General features: G+C 65.0%; 15 protein-coding genes and 2 pseudogenes. 5 read left to right on the forward strand and 12 right to left on the reverse strand.

Annotated features, from left to right (window positions below; all coding sequences use genetic code 11):
- Positions 1-42: 42 nt before the first annotated feature.
- The 7 genes and pseudogenes from ACIBJI_RS13970 to ACIBJI_RS14000 form a co-directional block, all read right to left on the reverse strand.
- Positions 43-1,395: a cytochrome P450 gene (locus ACIBJI_RS13970; RefSeq protein ID WP_397084386.1), complete on the reverse strand. Its 1,353-nt coding sequence runs from the start codon at positions 1,393-1,395 to the stop codon at positions 43-45.
- Between the two features lie 782 nt (positions 1,396-2,177).
- Positions 2,178-2,771, reverse strand: a complete 594-nt coding sequence (locus ACIBJI_RS13975) for a TetR family transcriptional regulator (RefSeq protein WP_364349723.1) — start codon at positions 2,769-2,771, stop codon at positions 2,178-2,180.
- Between the two features lie 71 nt (positions 2,772-2,842).
- Entirely contained in the window at positions 2,843-4,468 is a 1,626-nt protein-coding gene (locus ACIBJI_RS13980; RefSeq protein WP_397084388.1) for an acyl-CoA synthetase, read from the reverse strand.
- Between the two features lie 183 nt (positions 4,469-4,651).
- Positions 4,652-4,774 (reverse strand): annotated as a pseudogene (locus tag ACIBJI_RS13985) (nuclear transport factor 2 family protein); the annotation flags it as partial.
- A 55-nt stretch (positions 4,775-4,829) separates the two neighbouring features.
- Entirely contained in the window at positions 4,830-5,030 is a 201-nt protein-coding gene (locus tag ACIBJI_RS13990; RefSeq protein WP_329408583.1) for a ferredoxin, read from the reverse strand.
- Positions 5,027-5,824 (reverse strand): SDR family oxidoreductase, encoded by a 798-nt coding sequence (locus ACIBJI_RS13995; RefSeq protein WP_397084390.1) that lies wholly within the window; start codon positions 5,822-5,824, stop codon positions 5,027-5,029. Before ACIBJI_RS13995 ends, ACIBJI_RS13990 begins: the two co-directional genes overlap by 4 nt.
- A complete protein-coding gene (locus ACIBJI_RS14000) occupies positions 5,824-7,029 on the reverse strand; it encodes a cytochrome P450 (RefSeq protein ID WP_397084392.1) in 1,206 nt (401 codons plus the stop codon). The genes ACIBJI_RS13995 and ACIBJI_RS14000 overlap by 1 nt, the downstream gene beginning before the upstream one ends.
- Positions 7,030-7,231: 202 nt before the next feature.
- On the opposite strand from ACIBJI_RS14000, the gene ACIBJI_RS14005 reads away from it, so the two are divergent.
- A complete protein-coding gene (locus tag ACIBJI_RS14005; protein ID WP_397084394.1) occupies positions 7,232-8,158 on the forward strand; it encodes an LLM class F420-dependent oxidoreductase in 927 nt (308 codons plus the stop codon).
- Between the two features lie 54 nt (positions 8,159-8,212).
- The gene (locus ACIBJI_RS14010) at positions 8,213-9,091 is read left to right on the forward strand and encodes an SDR family oxidoreductase (protein ID WP_364349736.1); all 879 of its coding nucleotides are present in this window, start codon (positions 8,213-8,215) and stop codon (positions 9,089-9,091) included.
- A gap of 43 nt (positions 9,092-9,134) precedes the next feature.
- On the opposite strand, the gene ACIBJI_RS14015 is transcribed toward ACIBJI_RS14010, so the two are convergent.
- Both ACIBJI_RS14015 and ACIBJI_RS14020 read right to left on the reverse strand, forming a co-directional pair.
- Positions 9,135-10,040, reverse strand: a complete 906-nt coding sequence (locus ACIBJI_RS14015; protein ID WP_397084397.1) for a hypothetical protein — start codon at positions 10,038-10,040, stop codon at positions 9,135-9,137.
- 151 nt (positions 10,041-10,191) lie between these two features.
- Positions 10,192-10,797, reverse strand: a complete 606-nt coding sequence (locus tag ACIBJI_RS14020; RefSeq protein ID WP_364349742.1) for a TetR/AcrR family transcriptional regulator — start codon at positions 10,795-10,797, stop codon at positions 10,192-10,194.
- 95 nt (positions 10,798-10,892) lie between these two features.
- Here ACIBJI_RS14020 and ACIBJI_RS14025 point away from each other — a divergent pair, with 95 nt between their 5' ends.
- The gene (locus ACIBJI_RS14025; protein ID WP_364349745.1) at positions 10,893-12,068 is read left to right on the forward strand and encodes an aromatic ring-hydroxylating dioxygenase subunit alpha; all 1,176 of its coding nucleotides are present in this window, start codon (positions 10,893-10,895) and stop codon (positions 12,066-12,068) included.
- A 141-nt stretch (positions 12,069-12,209) separates the two neighbouring features.
- Here ACIBJI_RS14025 and ACIBJI_RS14030 read toward each other — a convergent pair.
- Positions 12,210-12,401: pseudogene (locus ACIBJI_RS14030) on the reverse strand (amidohydrolase family protein); the annotation flags it as partial.
- A 203-nt stretch (positions 12,402-12,604) separates the two neighbouring features.
- Complete coding sequence (locus ACIBJI_RS14035; protein ID WP_364349748.1) at positions 12,605-13,351, reverse strand: MerR family transcriptional regulator; 747 nt, start codon at positions 13,349-13,351, stop codon at positions 12,605-12,607.
- 34 nt (positions 13,352-13,385) lie between these two features.
- Between ACIBJI_RS14035 and ACIBJI_RS14040 the strand changes: the two genes are divergently transcribed.
- Entirely contained in the window at positions 13,386-13,886 is a 501-nt protein-coding gene (locus tag ACIBJI_RS14040) for a DUF6194 family protein (RefSeq protein ID WP_397084400.1), read from the forward strand.
- A 278-nt stretch (positions 13,887-14,164) separates the two neighbouring features.
- Positions 14,165-14,545, forward strand: a complete 381-nt coding sequence (locus tag ACIBJI_RS14045) for a hypothetical protein (RefSeq protein ID WP_397084752.1) — start codon at positions 14,165-14,167, stop codon at positions 14,543-14,545.
- Here the strand turns inward: ACIBJI_RS14045 and ACIBJI_RS14050 are convergent.
- Positions 14,520-16,532, reverse strand: a complete 2,013-nt coding sequence (locus ACIBJI_RS14050) for a caspase family protein (protein WP_397084402.1) — start codon at positions 16,530-16,532, stop codon at positions 14,520-14,522. The two genes, ACIBJI_RS14045 and ACIBJI_RS14050, sit on opposite strands and share 26 nt — an antisense overlap.
- Between the last annotated feature and the right edge of the window lie 93 nt (positions 16,533-16,625).

Here is a 16,625-nt window from a genome sequence, read left to right on the forward strand (position 1 = left end):
TCCTGAAAGGCCGACGTCTTTGGGGACCGAAATGTGCGGGACTCACCGCCGCCGGCGGCGGTAGCGGACACGGCACGGCTGCTGTAGCTGCACCACCATCTTGGAGTGATCATTGCGATAGGTGTTCGACGGCTGTGCCAGTTCGAACTCCCAGTCCCGCAACAGAATCGAGAAGATCGCCTTGAGCTGCATGAGCGCGAACGGCGCCCCGACACAGCGATGACGGCCCGCGCCGAAGGGGATCCAGGTCCAGCGATTGACGATGTCCTCTTGCCGAGGATCGAGGTAGCGGCTCGGATCGAAGGTGTCCGGATCCGGGAAGTCCTCCGGAATCCGGTTGGAGATCGCCGGAGTCGCGGCCACCATGTCGCCCGGCGCGATCCGGTTGCCACACACCTCGAATTCGTCGCGGGCGATGCGCATCAGGATAATCAGCGGCGGATGCAGCCGCAGCGCCTCCTTGAGCGCCGCCTCGAGATTCGGAATCTGGCGCAGCGCATTGTGGCTGACCTCCGAACCGTCCGAGTACAGCTCGTCGAGTTCGGTGACGACGCTCGCCAGTGTTTCCGGGTGGCGCAACAGCTCGATGATCGTCCAGGCCGCGGTGCCGGAGGTGGTGTGGTGGCCGGCGAACATCATGGAGATGAAGATGCCGGTGATTTCGCTGGCGGAGAACCGCGGCGACCCGTCCTCGTCCTTCACGGAGATCAGGACGTCGAGCATGTCGCGGTCGTCCTTGCCTGTCGGTGGGTTCGCCTCGCGCTGATCCATGATCGCCTGCACGAGTTCGACGAGCTTGACGCGGGCTTCGTCGCGGCGACGGAAGCTCTCGATCGGCGCGTAGGGATCGACGTAGGCCAGGGCATCGGTGCCCTGCTCGAGTTCGTGATAGAGATGCGCGAAGCGGGAGTCGAGCTGGTTGCGGAACTTCACGCCGATCAGGCAGGACGAGGAGGTGTAGATGGTCAGCTCGGCGAAGAATTCGAGCAGATCGATCTCGCCCTCGTCGTCCCACTGAGCCAGCATCTGGTCCACTTCGCGCGCGATGGTGGCGGCGTGCCCGCGCATGTGGTCGGCACGCAGGGCCGAATTGTGCAGCATCTCTTTGCGGCGTTCGGGTGGAGCGTCGAAGACGACGCCCTCGCCGAAGATCGGCTTCATGAACGGGTACGCCGCGCCCTGATCGAGGTCCTCGTCGCTGGCGCGGAAGAAGAATTCGTTGGCCTCGGCGCCTGACAGCAGGATCACATCGCGCCCGGCGAGCACGAATGACCCGACATCTCCGCATTCGGCGCGAACTCGCCGCATCAGCGCGATCGGATCGGTGCGGAACTCCTCCAGGTGCCCGTGCTCGTCCTCGCCTCCGGACACTCGCTGCGGCTTGACCAGCGTCATTGGAAATCCTTCCCGGGATACCTGTCCAGACACATGATGGACATGTGTCCGGACAGTACTATGGTTAAAGCTGCGCGACAAGGCTTCCGGCGTTTTGCCAGGCCCGGTGCCACCACCGGCGCTCGATGACGACTGCCAGTGCGCTGATCTCGTGGGCCGGGGAATGTTCGCGAAGTCCGCCGACTGCGCAGCTGTGAATGCTGTGGGCCGCCAGTGCCTGTGCGATGCGCGGCGCGTACGACGGCCACATCGCCGCGGAATGTGCCGTTGCGTTGCGCATGTCCGACGAGTCGCGGGAGAGGAGGACGATGTCGGCTTGCGCCGCAGCGTCTTTCAGGCGGCACGCTGCTCGAGCCGGTAAGAAGACGAAGAGAGATCCGAGGCGCCGAAGCTGCGAGGTGCAGCAGGTGATCCTGTGGTCGTTGCCGCGGTAGCGGTCGGTCCTCCGACGCCAGGCGCACGAGTAAGGCATCGAGACGACCACGGCGACCGCAACCGCGCCGGACAGCGGTTCGGCCGGGCATGCATAGCCGGAGCAAAGGCCTAGTGTGCTGTCCCGATCACCTACTGGCTTGTTCCCGGCCTTCGGCCGTATCGAATCGGGAAGTTTCAGTGTGGACCGGCGGGTCGCGAGGAAGATGCCGGAGGTGTTGGCCCTGCTGAGGTGAGCGGATCATTTTCTACGCCTGGGCAACACTTGCCGCCCGCACCATCGCCGCGTGGACCATTCGGACACGACGAGCCGGATGGACGAGGGACTCGTCGTCGTCGCCGTCCGCCGATCAGTTGCCGGCGCCCGGATCGGCCAGCAGGCGCCGCGTGGAGGTTTCCAGGAGGTCGGCGACCGCTTCGTAGGAGAGCAGGCCCATGCCTGCCTGCAACAGTGCGCCCGCGTAGAGCAATTCCAGCATCGAGAGACGTTCGGAATCTTTCGATCCGAGCGCATCGGCGAGTCGGCTGCGAATCTCTCTGCCGATTCGCACCCGCAGATGCTGTACGTCGGGATCGTCGCCGAGTAGGGCATTGCTGACCGCGCTCGCCAATGCTGGTTCGTTGGCTACCAACATGGAAATCTGACGCAGGACCGCGACCACACGCGTGGCCGGGTCCTCGTCACGGGTCTCCAGTGGTGGAGCGGCGATCAGGCGGCGCCAGTACACCTCCGAGACCAGATGCTCCTTTGAGGAGAAATACGTGTAGGCGGTGGCTGTACCGACACCCGCAGCGGCGGCGACCAGTCGTATCGTTGTGCCGGAGTATCCTTCCCGGGACAACACATCGACTGCCGCCGCGGTCAGGCGGTCGACGGTGTCGGCCTGCTTCTCGGTGAGACGCCGTCGAGTTGCTTCGATGCCGGTAGATGCGAGTTCGGACATGTGTCTGGATCCTACTGTAGTCTCATGACCAGGACAATTGACATGGCCCCGATGCCCTGTCGGGCGATTCGCTATCGATCGTCTCTCCATCCGCCCCGGTGGTCCGGGATGTGGGTGGCGGCATAGTCTTTGGCCCACCGGTAATCAGGTTTGCCGCTGGGGGAGCGGGTGATGGTTTCGGCGACCCAGATGGTGCGAGGCACCTTGTAGCCGGCGAGGTGGCGGCGCACGTGGGCGGTCAGCGTGCCGAAGTCCAGCGGCCCATCGCCTGCGATGGAGACCACCGCGGCGACCTGCTGGCCCCAGCGCTCGTGCGCGATGCCGACAACCACGGCGTCGAACACCGAATCATGGGATTTCAGAACACCTTCGACTTCCTCCACGTACACCTTCTCGCCGCCGGTATTGATCACCATATTGCCGCGGCCGAGCAAGGTGATGGAGCCGTCGGCCTCGGCGCGGGCGCGGTCGTCGGTGACCACCATGCGGACTCCGTCGACGGTCTTGAACAGGCGCTCTGTCTTTGCACTGTCCTTGTAGTAACCCAGCGGCACCGAGCCGGTTTTCGCTAGCCAGCCCTGCGCGCCGGCCGCGACCGGCCGCCCGGAGTCGTCGACCACCACAGCGCCGCGTCCGGTCTGCACGCGCGGTCCGCGGCCCGGATCATCGTCCTTGGTGGCGAAACCGATTCCGCCGAAACCCGTTTCGGATGATCCGATGGAGTCGGAGACCACCGTGGACGGAAACTTCTCCAGCAGAGCGTTTTTCACCGGCTGGGACAGCAGCGCCGCGCCGGAGGCGATGGCCAGCAGCGAGGACGCGTCCACCGGGACGGCGGCATAGGCGTCGAGCAGTGGGCGGGCGATGGCGTCGCCCGTGATCACCATGACCTGGGGCCGTTCGCGTTCCACCGTTCGCCACACCTGTCGCGCATCGAACTTCGACTCGAACACGATGGCGTTGCCGGTCCACAGCGCGGTGAACGTGGGCATCATCGCCGCGGCGTGAATCAGCGGCGGCAGGATCAGCCAGGTGCTGGGATCGGTCTGCGCGCCAGCCCGGGATTGCTGGAATTCGTCGGCGACGGGCTCGCCGGTGTAGAAATCGATGCCGCCGCCGAGGACCCGCCACATGTCCTCCTGACGCCACATCACGCCTTTGGGCATGCCAGTGGTGCCGCCGGTGTACATCATGAACAGGTCGTCGGCGCTGCGCTCGATCTCGCGACGCGCGGGCGATCCGGCGGCGAGGGCCGCCTCGTAGATGCCAGCCGTGCTGTCGAGGTGCTCGCGGCACAGATCGTCGTCCACCACGATGGCGTGGCGCACTCCGGGCACGCGTGAGAGTGCCTGTGCCACAGCAGGTTCGTAACTGCGGTGATATACCAGGACTTCGATATCGGCGTTGTCGTAGAGGTAGCACAGCTCCTCGACGCCGTAGCGGTAGTTGACATTGATCGGGACCGCCCGCAGCTTGAAGCAGGCGAGGAGGGTCTCCATGGTCTCGATGCTGTTGTGCATCTGGAAACCGATATGGGCGCCGGTGCGCACACCGATCGAAGCGAGGTGATCGGCCAGCCGATTGGCCCGGGCGTCGAGTTCGGCGAAGGTGATGCGCCGCCCGCCGTGGATCAGCGCGATGCGTTCCGGCATCGCGTCGACGGAATGTTCGAATAGGTCAGCGAAGTTGCACGCCATGGGAATTCGTCTCTCAGTGGTGCTCAGACCACGGTCAAGGGCAGCGGGATGCCGCGGTCGGCGAAGCGGAACTCGGCGCCAGTAGTACCGAACCGGGTGATCGCGACTTCACCGGCTTCGGCGAAGGGCTTGTCGGCTCGTAGAAAACAAATCGCCAGCTCCCGGCGCGCTCGGACTTCGCACTCACCACAGCGGCACCGGCGCTTCGCCGATCGTGTACCAGCCGGGCAGCTTCTCACCCGAAGTGGCCCGTTCGATGCGCTTCTGTATGCCGTCCGATAGCGCGTTGTCGGTGATCATGTCGAGTTCGGCGCGGTCGAAATCGGCCATGGCAGGGATCCTTTCGGTTCTCGGTCGGTGGTCAGTCGTCGCCGTCGGTGATCGACAGCGCTTGGGTGGGGCAGTAGCGGACGGCTTCTGCGACGGCGGCACGGGCAGCGGGACCCGGATTCGGGTCGAGGATTTCGACCTTGCCGTGCTTGGGCACGGTGAAGACCTCCGGCGCCTCGGCCTGGCACACGGCGTGGCCTTGACACAGATCCAGATCGACGGTGATCTTCATGAGCCGCTCCCTGCGTCGCCGGAGAGCACCCGGGCCTCGGGTTGGACTTCGGTGAGCTGAATATGGGCGCCGCGCGGTGCGGAGACGACCGCGACGATGGAGGTGGCCAGATGGGCGGCGCGCAGCATTTCGGGATGCCGCGCGAAACCCCACTTCGACCAGTCCTCGAGTACCGGGCCGATGATCTCCGCGGTGGTGTCCATGCCCATGCCGGTGAGAGTCGGGCCGGGCCGCACGAGCGAGGCCCGAACGCCGGTGCCTTCCAACTCCATCCACATCTGCCGGGCCATGACCTCGACCGCGGTCTTGGCGGCGGGGTAGGCCCCCATGCGCGGACGGGGGTTGTTCGCGGTGTCGGAACTGATGATCACGAAATCGCCGCGCTGTCTGGCGATCATGCCGGGGATGACGCGGTTGGCCAGCCGTTGCACGCCGATCAGGTGAACGTTGATCTGTTGCAGGAAGTGCTCGGGACTCATCTCGTGCACGAGGGAGAACGACAGGTCGCCGGCTCCGGACACCACGATCTCGGCCGGGCCGAGCGCGGCCTCGGCGGCCGTGACGAAGGCGTCGACCGATGTGGTGTCGCCGACGTCGAGGTAGTGCGCGAAGGCTTCACCTCCGCTGCTCGCGATCTTGGCCGCGAGGGCCTCGCACTGCTCGATGCGACGGGCACCCAGGGCCACGGGATAGCCGAGTTCGGCAAGCGCTTCGGCAGTGGCTCTGCCGATGCCGGAGGACGCCCCGGCGATCAGGGCAGGCCGGCGGTCGGGGTGGGGTTCGAACCGTGGCATTACCGGACCTCCACGGTGATGGGAAGTTTGGCGAATCCGCGGACGTTCGTCGAGTGCACGCGTTCGATGCCGGCCTCGACGAGGTCGTAACCGCGTACGCGAGAGGCGAATTCGCGCAGGGCGATCGTGGTTTCCAAGCGAGCCAGGTGAGCGCCGAGGCAGAAGTGCACTCCCGCACCGAAACTGGCGAGGTTGCCTTTGTCGGGACGGTCGATCCGATAGGAGTCGCCGTCGTCGAACACCTCCGAGTCTCGGTTGGCCGAGCCGATGAGTAGCAGTACCTTCGAACCGGCCGGAATCGTCAAGCCGTGCATGTCGATATCGGTCGCGGCGCTACGCGCCACGATCTGGCTCGAGGTGTCATAGCGCAGTGTCTCTTCGACCCAGTCCGGCACCAGGTCGGGGTCGGCGAAGACCTTGGCGTATTCGCCCGGGTTGCGTGCCGACCAGTACAGGGCGTTGCCGAGCAGTTTGGTGGTGGTCTCGTTCCCGGCCACCACCATCAGGAACATGAATCCGATGATCTCTTCGTCGCTGAGTCGATCGCCATCGATCTCGGCTTGCAGCAGTGCGGAAGTGAGATCCTCGGTGGGCGTGCGCCGCCGTTCGGCGACCATGTCGCGGTAGTAGCCGAGTAGTTTCAGCGCGGCTTCGATGGCCGCGACCGGCACATCGAGCACGCCCTCCTCGCGGTGGACGACCAGATCGGCGAGCCGGCGTACCTCGGTGCGATCGGATTCCGGCACGCCCATGAGCTCGGAGATGACGTCCATGGGCAGCTTCCCGGCGAAATCCTCGATCCAATCGAAGGTTCCGCGCGCCAGCGCCGGTTCCAGGTGCTCGAGGGTCAATTCGTGGATCCGGCTGTCCATTTCGGTCACCCGGCGCGGCGTGAAGCCCTTGTAGACCAGCCGCCGCATGCGCACGTGCCGCGGATCGTCCATGGCGAGAAAGGACATCGTCCTGTGCGCGTGCGGGCCCCAGGCGGCGGGATCCAGCGACACACCATTGGCGCTGGACAGGCGCACGTTGTCCCGGAAGGCAGCGATGACGTCGGAGTGCCGCGACAGTGCCCAGAAGTTCAGCTCCGGATTGTGGTACAGCGGGGCGTGGGTGCGCAGGCGCTCGTAGGTCGGGTAGGGATCGTCATGGAACCGATAGTCGTAAGGGTCGAACGTGAACGGCTCCACTGTGGCCGAAGTCATTGCGCCCCTCTCCAGGAAGACACATAGCTGGACATGTGTCTGGACAGTATCACCGACTGCGGTTCATCACAAAGGCCAACTCCGAATGTCGCCACGATCCAGCGTGAACGGGGTTCGCCGCCGTGGCGAAGGAGATTGGCCCGGAGCGTTGGTCTTGCGCCCGTTCATCTATCCAAACTATATTCCGAACACTTGTCCAGACATGTATCGGAGCTTGCATCGTGAATGGCCTCGTCCCTCCCGTGGGAACGCCCCTGCTGATCGGCGGCAAGCTGGTCCCTGGCGGCTCGGGCCTTCTTCGAGCATCACCCCCGCGGCCGCCGCCCAGGCCGCCGAAGAGCGCGGCTTCCGGTCGTTCTTCGTACCGGAACACACGCGCATCCCGGTCAAACGCGAAGCAGCGCATCCCTCGACCGGTGATGCTTCCTTGCCCGACGACCGCTACACCCGCACCCTGGACCCTTGGGTGTCGCTGGCCATGGCGGCAGCGGTGACCGAGCGCATCGAACTGTCCACCGCCGTCGCCCTTCCGGTGGAGCACGACCCGATTACGCTGGCCAAATCTGTCGCGACGCTCGATCATCTTTCCGGCGGCCGCGTCACCCTTGGGGCCGGGTTCGGCTGGAACACAGACGAACTCACCGATCACGGTGTACCGCCGAACAAGCGGCGCACTGTATTGCGCGAATACGTCGAGGCGATGCGGGAGCTGTGGACTCAGGAGGAGGCGAGCTACGACGGCCAGTACGTGAGCTTCGGTCCCAGCTGGGCCTGGCCCAAGCCGATACAGTCCCACGTCCCGGTTCTCGTCGGGGCCGCCGGTACCGAGAAGACCTTCCAGTGGATCGCACGCAGCGGTGACGGCTGGATCACCACCCCGACCGAAACCGACATCTCCGCCAGACTCGAGCTGTTGCAAAAGATCTGGGCCGATGCCGGTCGATCGGGGCGGCCCCGCGTCGTCGCGCTGGATTTCAAACCGGATCCGGACAAGCTCGCGCGCTGGTCCGCCGAGGGGGTCACGGATGTGCTCTACGGGCTTCCGGACCGATCCACCGAGGAAGTCTTGCACTATCTCGATCGCCTCAGCGCCAAGCTGGCCGCCTTGGATCCATCCTCTCGCGCGTGACCCGCTGACAAGTCCATATCGCCGCGTCGATCGCGCGGCAGTGAGGAGCCGGAGATGTCCGTAGACCAGAAACTTACCGGCCGCGGGGCCGTTGTCGTGGGAGGTGGCAGCGGCGTAGGCCTGGCCGTCGCGCGCGCACTGGCCGCCCATGGCGCGGGCGTCGTGGTCAATTCGCGCAGTGCGACGGCGGTGCGCCGAGCGGCCGAAACCATTTCCCGCAGTGGTGGAAAGGCGCTGGGCATAGCGGGCTCCGCAGCGGACGAGGGGGTCGCCGAACGGCTCGTCTCGACCTGTGAGTCGGCATACGGCCGCATCGACATCCTGGTGAACTGCGCGGGAATCGCCGAGCCGTCCGGATCATCCATACTGACCGTGACAGCCGCCGAGTGGCGCGAGCTTCTCGATGCACATCTCACGACGGTCTTCAACACCTGTCGCGCGGCGGCGCCACTGATGGCGGCGCGTGGTGCCGGTTCGATCATCAATACCGGATCGTTCGCCTACCTCGGTGATTACGGGGGTACGGGCTATCCCGCTGGCAAGGGCGCGGTCGCGAGCCTGACCATGGCGATGGCCGCCGAGCTGAAGGAGTCCGGCGTTCGAGTGAACGCCATCTGCCCGGGGGCGAAGACCCGGCTGTCCTCCGGCCCCGATTACGAAGCGCATATTCGTCAGTTGCACCGGCGGGGCCTGCTCGACGAGATGAGTATGCGCGGATCGCTCGATGCACCGCCACCGGAATACGCCGCCGCGCTCTACCTCTATCTGGCCTCCGATGCCGCTCGTGCCGTGACCGGTGAGATATTCATCGCCGCAGGCGGATTCGTCGGCAGGTTCGAACGTCCGGTGGCGACGCCGCTGGGTTACCGCGACCATGCGCACGAGCAGCCGTGGTCGATGGAGGAACTGAACCACATGATCGACCGGCGTTGAGGCGGTGTCGGGGCGGGCGAGAGCGATCGTCCCGCCCCGACGGTCAGCCGCGACGGGCGGTGTCGACCATCTCGTTCAGCCGGATGAACTTGACTCGGGGGCGCTTCGTCTTCGCGCCGTTCGCACGCTCGGCGGCGTCGATCAGTCCCCAGCCGTCGCGATCGACCAGATTCGGGCATCGTCGAGTCAGTAACGCCGACAGGGCCTCTCGATCGCGGCGGGGCGGCGTCAGACGTCCGGCGAGGAAGTCGTCCACCACAGCGGCCACGGTCTCCTCCGCGTCGCGCCGATTGGTTCCGATCACGCCACGTGGACCGCGTTTGATCCATCCTGTGGCATAGACACCCGGTATCACCGCTGCCGCGCTGTCGAGGACTCGGCCGTGTTCATTCGGGATGACTCCGGCCGTGGGATCGAACGGTACATCGGGGACGGGTGCGCCGCGATAGCCGACCGCCCGCAGCACCAGTGTGGCATCCAGCCTTTCGGCGTGCGCCGTCGGCACCGCGATGAGGCCATCCGGTGTTTCGTGGAGTTCGTTGCGGACCAGGTGTACGGCATCGACTCGTTGCTTCCCACTCAGGCTCGTCGGCGAGACGTGGAATCGGAACACGATTCGCTTCCTGGCTCCGGTCCGCGCACGCGAGGCGTACTCGGCGGCCAAGGTCAGTTTGAGCCGCGTCGCCGGATCTGTGCCCGGATCCGAGAGTGCGGCCCGCACGGTGTCATCGAGATCGGCGGGGTCGACCACGATGTCGATCCCGGGCAGCTGTCCGAGGGCGAGGAACTCCGGGCCGGTATACGCAGCCTGTGGCAGCCCGCGGCGGCCCAGCAGGATGACCTCCCGAATACCGCTGTGGCGCAACGCATCCACCGCGTGATCGGCGATGTCGGTGCGGGCCAGGGAGTCCGGATCTGCGGTGAGTACCCGGGCGACATCCAGCGCCACATTGCCGTTGCCGACCTCGACAGCGAATGGGTCTCCCGGCTGTCATGATCGGCGAATCTTCCTCGCCTGTCCTTACAGCAATTCCGATCCGGAGATCGTGCACGATTTCCGGTGATGTTGTTTCTGGGCTACAAGCTGGATCGGAGTGGCATCAGGGCCTGACCCGGCCCGGCTCCAACGCCGGCGCAACCCAGCACCGTAGATAGCGCCGCATGTCCTCGCCATCGCGTGCCGGCTCGCCGGGATCGATGATGAACGACTGCAGCGTGCGCAGCATCATCTCGACCAGTTCGTCGCGTGAACCGTCGTCGAATCCCGCTGCCGCCCAGTCCACGTCGAAACGGTCCAGGATCGAGCGGCCGAAATCCCGGGCGATCGACGAGGTCACGCCCGCTGCCAGCCCACTGCGTCGGCCCGGGGTCATCAACAGCGCCACCTGCGGCTCGAGCGGTAGCCGCTCGAGTGTCAGGGCGATGCCTTCGACGACGGCGGTCGCGGGGTCGCTGATACCGGCCAGATCCGTGGCGAGTCGATCGAGGAAGTCGCCGGCCGCACGTACCGCGGCCGCCTCGAGCAGGGCTTCGGTGCCAGGGAAGTAGCGGTAGACCGTTTGCCTGGTGACTCCGAGTGTGCGCGCGATGTCGGCGATTCCGGGCTCGATGCCGCGTTCGATCGCCGAGCGGGCCGCCTCGAGGATTCGATCGACGGCCTCTGCGTCGCTGGTTGGCCTGGCTCCGGCCCAGCCGTGGGTGCGCATTTCGTCACCCTATCGCGTCGGTGAGAGCCGCGATAAGGCGAGACCATACGACTTGACATTCAATGTATGGTCGTTGCGTATGGAAGGAGTACGCGATGCACAATCAGCCCCTCATCGGTCCCGCACCCCTCGACGAGAACCTCACCCGCCGCGCCCTCGACTTCGCGTTGAAAAGCAGCACCCAGATGGCCGAGGACGTACTGCGGGTGCCGCTGAACTACTACCGCGACGAGAAGCTGACCGAACTAGAGATCAACGCCATCCTGCGGCGCACGCCGTTGGCCATCGTGCCCAGCGCCCAGCTCGCCGCACCCAACGACTATGTAGTGCGCTCCGTGCTCGGCGACTCGCTGCTCATAACCCGCGACAGCGGCGGCAAAAGCCATGTGTTCCTGAACTATTGCCGCCACCGCGGGGCCATGCCCGCCTGCGGCGCCGGCAACGCGAAGCGCTTCACTTGTCCGTACCACGCGTGGACCTATGACACCACCGGCCGGCTGGTGGGTATGCCCGGCAAGGAAGGATTCACCGGGATCGACCGTGCCACTTACGGTCTGGTCGAACTACCCAGCGAAGAACGCCACGGCTTCATCTGGGCCGTGCTGACCGCCGGAGCCGACATCGAGCTCAGCGCTCACTTAGGCCCCTTGGATGCTGAACTCGCGCAATGGAACTACGCCGACTACGGCTACCACGACGACCGCGAATTCCAGTCCGAAGTCAGCTGGAAAGGCGCTCTTGAAGCCTTCGCCGAGGGATACCACTTCCCGTTCGTGCACGGCGGAAGCGTGATCGGCCAGAACACGCTGCCCAACACGATGGTGTTCGACAAATTCGGCAACCACCACCGAATGGGCTTTCCCTTCACCTGGATCACCAACCTCGAGACGGACCCCTCCGCATCATGGGATCCCTCCCAACAGATGGGTGTCATCTACTGGATCTACCCGAACCTCATCCTGGCGAACAGCCCGGTAGGGGTGGAGATCATCGATATGTTGCCGGCCGCCTCACCCACCCGCTGCACCGTCCGTCACAGCTGGATGGGCCGCATCCCGGCTACCACCGACGAGCAGCGCGATCTATATGACCAGATCTACAACCAGGTCCACGCCGCGGTGCGCGACGAGGACTTCGCCATGCTCCCGCAATGCGGTGAGGGCGTCCGCCAAGGCCAGCACGACCACATGATCATCGGCCGCAACGAGATCGGCGTGCAGAACATGATCCGGGTGTTCGCCGACGCACTCGGAATATCGCTGCTCGACTGACATCGAGGTCGGCTTGGACGGCCCCTGCGAAACAGAGCGGAGTTGTCCTTATCGGTTGAGTGGCGAGGGGTCGAAGTTGTTGCTGTGAACGGGTGTCGCGCCGAGGGGCACGCACTGGCGGGACACTGGACCGTGACGTGATCAGTCGAGGTGGAAGACTCGGGCGGCGTTGCCGTGTAGGTACAGCTGACGGGTGGTTTCGTCCAGATCGAGCTCGTCGAGCCCATCGAGGGCGGCGGGGTGGGCGATCATGGGGTAGTTGGTGCCGAAGAGGACCTTGTGGCTGCCGGATTTGGTCTTCATGTAGGAGACCAGTTCGGCCGGGATGCGGCGGCCGCGACCGACCGGGAATTCGAGCAACCCGTCCCGGGAGTCATGACGAGTGGCGCAGGGGCCACACACCTGCGAGTAACCCCGGGCTGGTGCTCCTACCCGAGTGCGGGCGGCATCCGCAGCAAGCAATGCCGGGTTGTTGCGGGCCGGGACGTTGCTGACGGCGCCTGGGGCCACGCGAAGCCGACGGCTGGTGGGGTGTTTCAGGTTTGCGAGGTTGGTTGGATGATCTCGGACAGTGTCGCTGCTGCGCGAAGGAGGGCTAGTTGTCGTTGAGCGATGGTGTTCAGGCGGTCACCGAGTGCCTCGAGCGAGTGACTCACGTCGTGGAGGTCCCGGATCGCCGTGATGGCCTTCTGGACGTCGGGGATGCGGTAGCCGGCGGCTCGCAGGGCCGTCGTGATGCGGGCGTCTCGGATCGCTGCAAGGTGGTAGCGCCGGGCTGATCCCGCTCGGGTGATGATCCGTTCGGGTGCTACCAGCCCTGCCTGCTCCCAGAAGCGGAGTGTCGAAGCTCGCAGCCCGAGCGCCCTTGACAGTTCGGTGATGGTCATTGCGTCTGCTTCGACGGGGTCGGCGTCGGTTGTCGCTTCGTCATGTATCGCCTTCAACGCCGCACGGGCAGCCAGCGCTTGTTCTCGTTCCTGGTTGAGCCGGGTGTGAAAGGAGCACACCAGGGCTGTGGCCTGGTCGGGCGGCAGTGAGCGGATCGTGCGCATCGCGCGACGAGCCTCGACCGGTCCCACGGCGTAGGCGAGGCCGCGGTAGGCGTGCAGGTCGCGGACGTGGTCTGCGGAGAACTGCCGGTATCGGTTACCCGCTCGGATTGCGGCGGGGATAACACCGAGCCTCTCCAGGTCACGGATCTGCTGGGCCGAGTAGCCGGTCGCTGCCACCACCGCGGTGACGGTCAGCAACTCCGCTGCCAGGTGTTCTCGAGCATGAATCAACCCTCCATAAGCACTTCAAGTTCACGCTTGAACCATGAGTATGGACCAGATTCTCGAGACGATCCGAGGCTTCGACGGGGTGCTCGAGCTTGCTCCGGCCGATGGCGGCCCGTTCCCGGAGATCGCCTGGGGAGACCACTTCTTCTACTACGCGCCCGATGGCCAACTGCCGCAACGCGAGCAGCCGTACGCCACCATCGTGACGAAGAACTACCCCGATGACAGTTCGTGTGACCTCGATCGTCCCGACCGTTGGCGGCTGAACATCCACGTCGGCAGGAGCGCCTTCACCGAACTCGTCGGTGAGGCTCCGCAGACCAGTTCGGCGGCGGTCGACTTCACTGCGGTCGACGCTGTTCTCCCTCATCCTGTGTATCGCAGACAGGGCTGGATCTCGATCATCAACCCGGACGTGCAAACCCACGAGCTGGCGGTCAGCCTCCTTCACGAGGCGCATGACGCGGCGCGTCGACGAGCGGCCCGCCGGAAGTCCACCGCGTCCGCCGATGACACAACGTCAGGCAACGATCGGTGACTCATCGCAACGCCCCGTTGTCGATCGAGGGCAGACGACGATTGATCGAGCGCTGCCGGACTCGACCGATTGCCCACGTGGCAGCAGAGATGGAGTCCACTACAACTACCACCGACCGCACAGCGAAGCCGACGGCCACCACCAGGGTCACGGCTCACGACCGGCGTCACCAACGTCTGGCCTTCCTACAGGTAGGTCTGATCTCGTCGGGCTACACTCGGGCGAGGAAAAGTCTCCTAACCTACCGGCAGCGACCATTTCCTCATCGTGGAGGTTCTATGCCCCGCGTCGTCGATGTGAACGTCAGGTTGTTCGGCGAAGATCTCGACATCGAGCAGCTCGATGGCAGCGCCCGGCAACTTCGATCGGAATTGCTGGATCTGGATGTCGATCACGTCTCCGCTGTCAGCGGTGGACCCGCTCCGACGGGTACCCGCGGACTCGGTACGGAGCTGGTCGGTCAGCTCGTCGTCGGGATCGGTCCGGGCCTGGTAGCGCTGCGTCAGCTTTTGGACACGCTGCGTGGCTGGCGGTCCAACCAAGAGCATCTCGCGATCAGCGTGCAGATAGGCGAGGATCGTCTCGAGCTGACGAATGCCTCCTCGGAGACCGAGATGCAAGTGGTAGCCGCTTTTATCGAGCGTCACGCGAGTGGGTGAGCGTGGGGGCCGTGCGCGACCGTGCGGCCCTCGATTCAGATGCGGCGGCGATGGCCGCGGTCGTGACCGCCACCGTCATTGTCAGTACGAAGACGATGACGACTTCGGTGTTGAGGTTATCGGGCGTGGGCAGGCGAATCGAAGAATAGGCAACGAGCCCGGCCGCGCCACACCAGCCGGCGAGAAGCGCGACTCCGAACTCGCGCGGCGCCGCGATCGCGGCGCAGATCGGTACCGCCACCGCCATGACCATCAAGGCGAGGACTCCCCAGCGTTGTGGCGCATCTGAGCACGTAGTGACGGCGTAGAGGAGAAGCGGCGCTATACCGAGGCCGAGACATCCCATCGTCCGGGCGCCGGGGTCGGTGGGCAGCTGAAACCGGAGGTGCACTCCGGCCGTTCGAATGACTGTCGACGTCGCGAAACCCGCGGCGAGCACCGATAACTGGAGTGCGACGAACCACAACCACGTCGCCGCCCCCCAGTCTGTCCACGGGCCCCACTGATTCCATAGGAACCACGGCACCGTGGCATTGAATCCCAACGCAATGCCTGCGCCGATCAACCGCCCTCTATGCACACCGAGCAGGCTTATTCCGGCGCACGCTGCCAGCGCGGCCATTACGAAGGCCGGCGCTACTGCCTCAGGACCGAGGGCGAGCACCCTCGCGTCGGACGCTCGGCCATACGGCACGAAGGGGTTGCAGGCCATCAAAACGGCGCCGCACAGCATCAAAGCACCGGCGATGCGTGGCAGCATGACCGGGTCGGATTGACGGGCATCGGCCGTCTGGACCGGCTTTCTGCTCGGCTGCCGAAATTCCCCGGACGGTTCGGCGGGAGGCGGCGGGATCCGCGTCCTGCGCTGTGGGTGGAGTCGCTGCGGTTCAGTCGAGGAAGCGGTGGCGGCTTCATCGGTGAACGGGTGCGGTGGCTGTGGTGCGATGGTGTCAGCAGCTGCCGGTGGCGGCGGTTTCGTCTGGTCGGTGATCGGCGCGGGAAACAGCGGACCGGGGGAGGGGATGTCCGCGTGGAGCGCGGCTTCGGCTGCCGCCGATACTGCGCGGCTGTCGTCCTCGGCGAGGTCGCGCAAATTCTGTTGCGCGGCCTCGGCCAGCCCGAGATGCACACCGCGCAGGAGCTTTTCGAGCTCACGTACAGCGACAGCGCGAACACTGGACAGGGGATTGTCTATCAACATTTGAAGTTCGGCAGGCAAGGGCATGGGTTCGGCCAACCGCCGGTTGCGTCGGGCGATATACAGCTCACCTTGTACACCGAATACCCATTTCCCGGGTGTCTGGTTCGGCGAGGAAGATCGGACTTTGCCGTACACGTAGTCGTACAACTCATCGAGGGTGATGAAACCGTCCTGGTTTCGATCCGCTTCGCCTGTCGAAAGACCATCGACCAACGCTCCGGTGAAGACCGACGGGTCACCATCGGCGGTGTCGGTGAGTTCTCCGCTTTCGAACGAATATTCCATCGCGCTCGACGCGGTGATCACCGCACGGCCTCGCCCGCTCAACTGTTCCAGGTGCATTCCGGTTCCTGCCCGGTGCGTCATGCCCCTTTCGAAGGCGCCCGCGTAGCAGCAGTCCAATAGCAACACGATGCGCCGCGATCGACTTCGGTTCATCCGGCGGTTCACGAACTCCGCTGCCACACCTGTGGCGCCCAGGCGCCCCAGCTTCGTGTTCGACGCGGCGAAGTACAACTCTCCGTCCTCATCCTTGACACCGTGGCAGGAGAAATGCAGAAGCAGCAGATCTTCAGGTACTCGGTCAGCGAAGAACCCCTCGACCGCCTCGCCCACCACATGTGCCGGCTCGTTCACCGACGTATGCACTTCGAAGCCTCCGATCAGTGGATCCTGCAGAACGTCGGCAAGCGCCTGCGCGTCACGGGTCGGAGCGCGCAACTTACGCAGACTGGGATCCAGATAGCTATCGCAAGCAACTATCAATGCGCTGCGTTGACCAGCCACAATTCACCTACCCTGGCACACCGACCACTGCCGTTGTCTACATTTTCTTTGGTCCGATTGCTGTTCGTGGGAGTGCATATAGTTCACCGCTCA

Source organism: Nocardia sp. NPDC050408, assembly GCF_044458905.1.
Taxonomy (GTDB): domain Bacteria; phylum Actinomycetota; class Actinomycetes; order Mycobacteriales; family Mycobacteriaceae; genus Nocardia.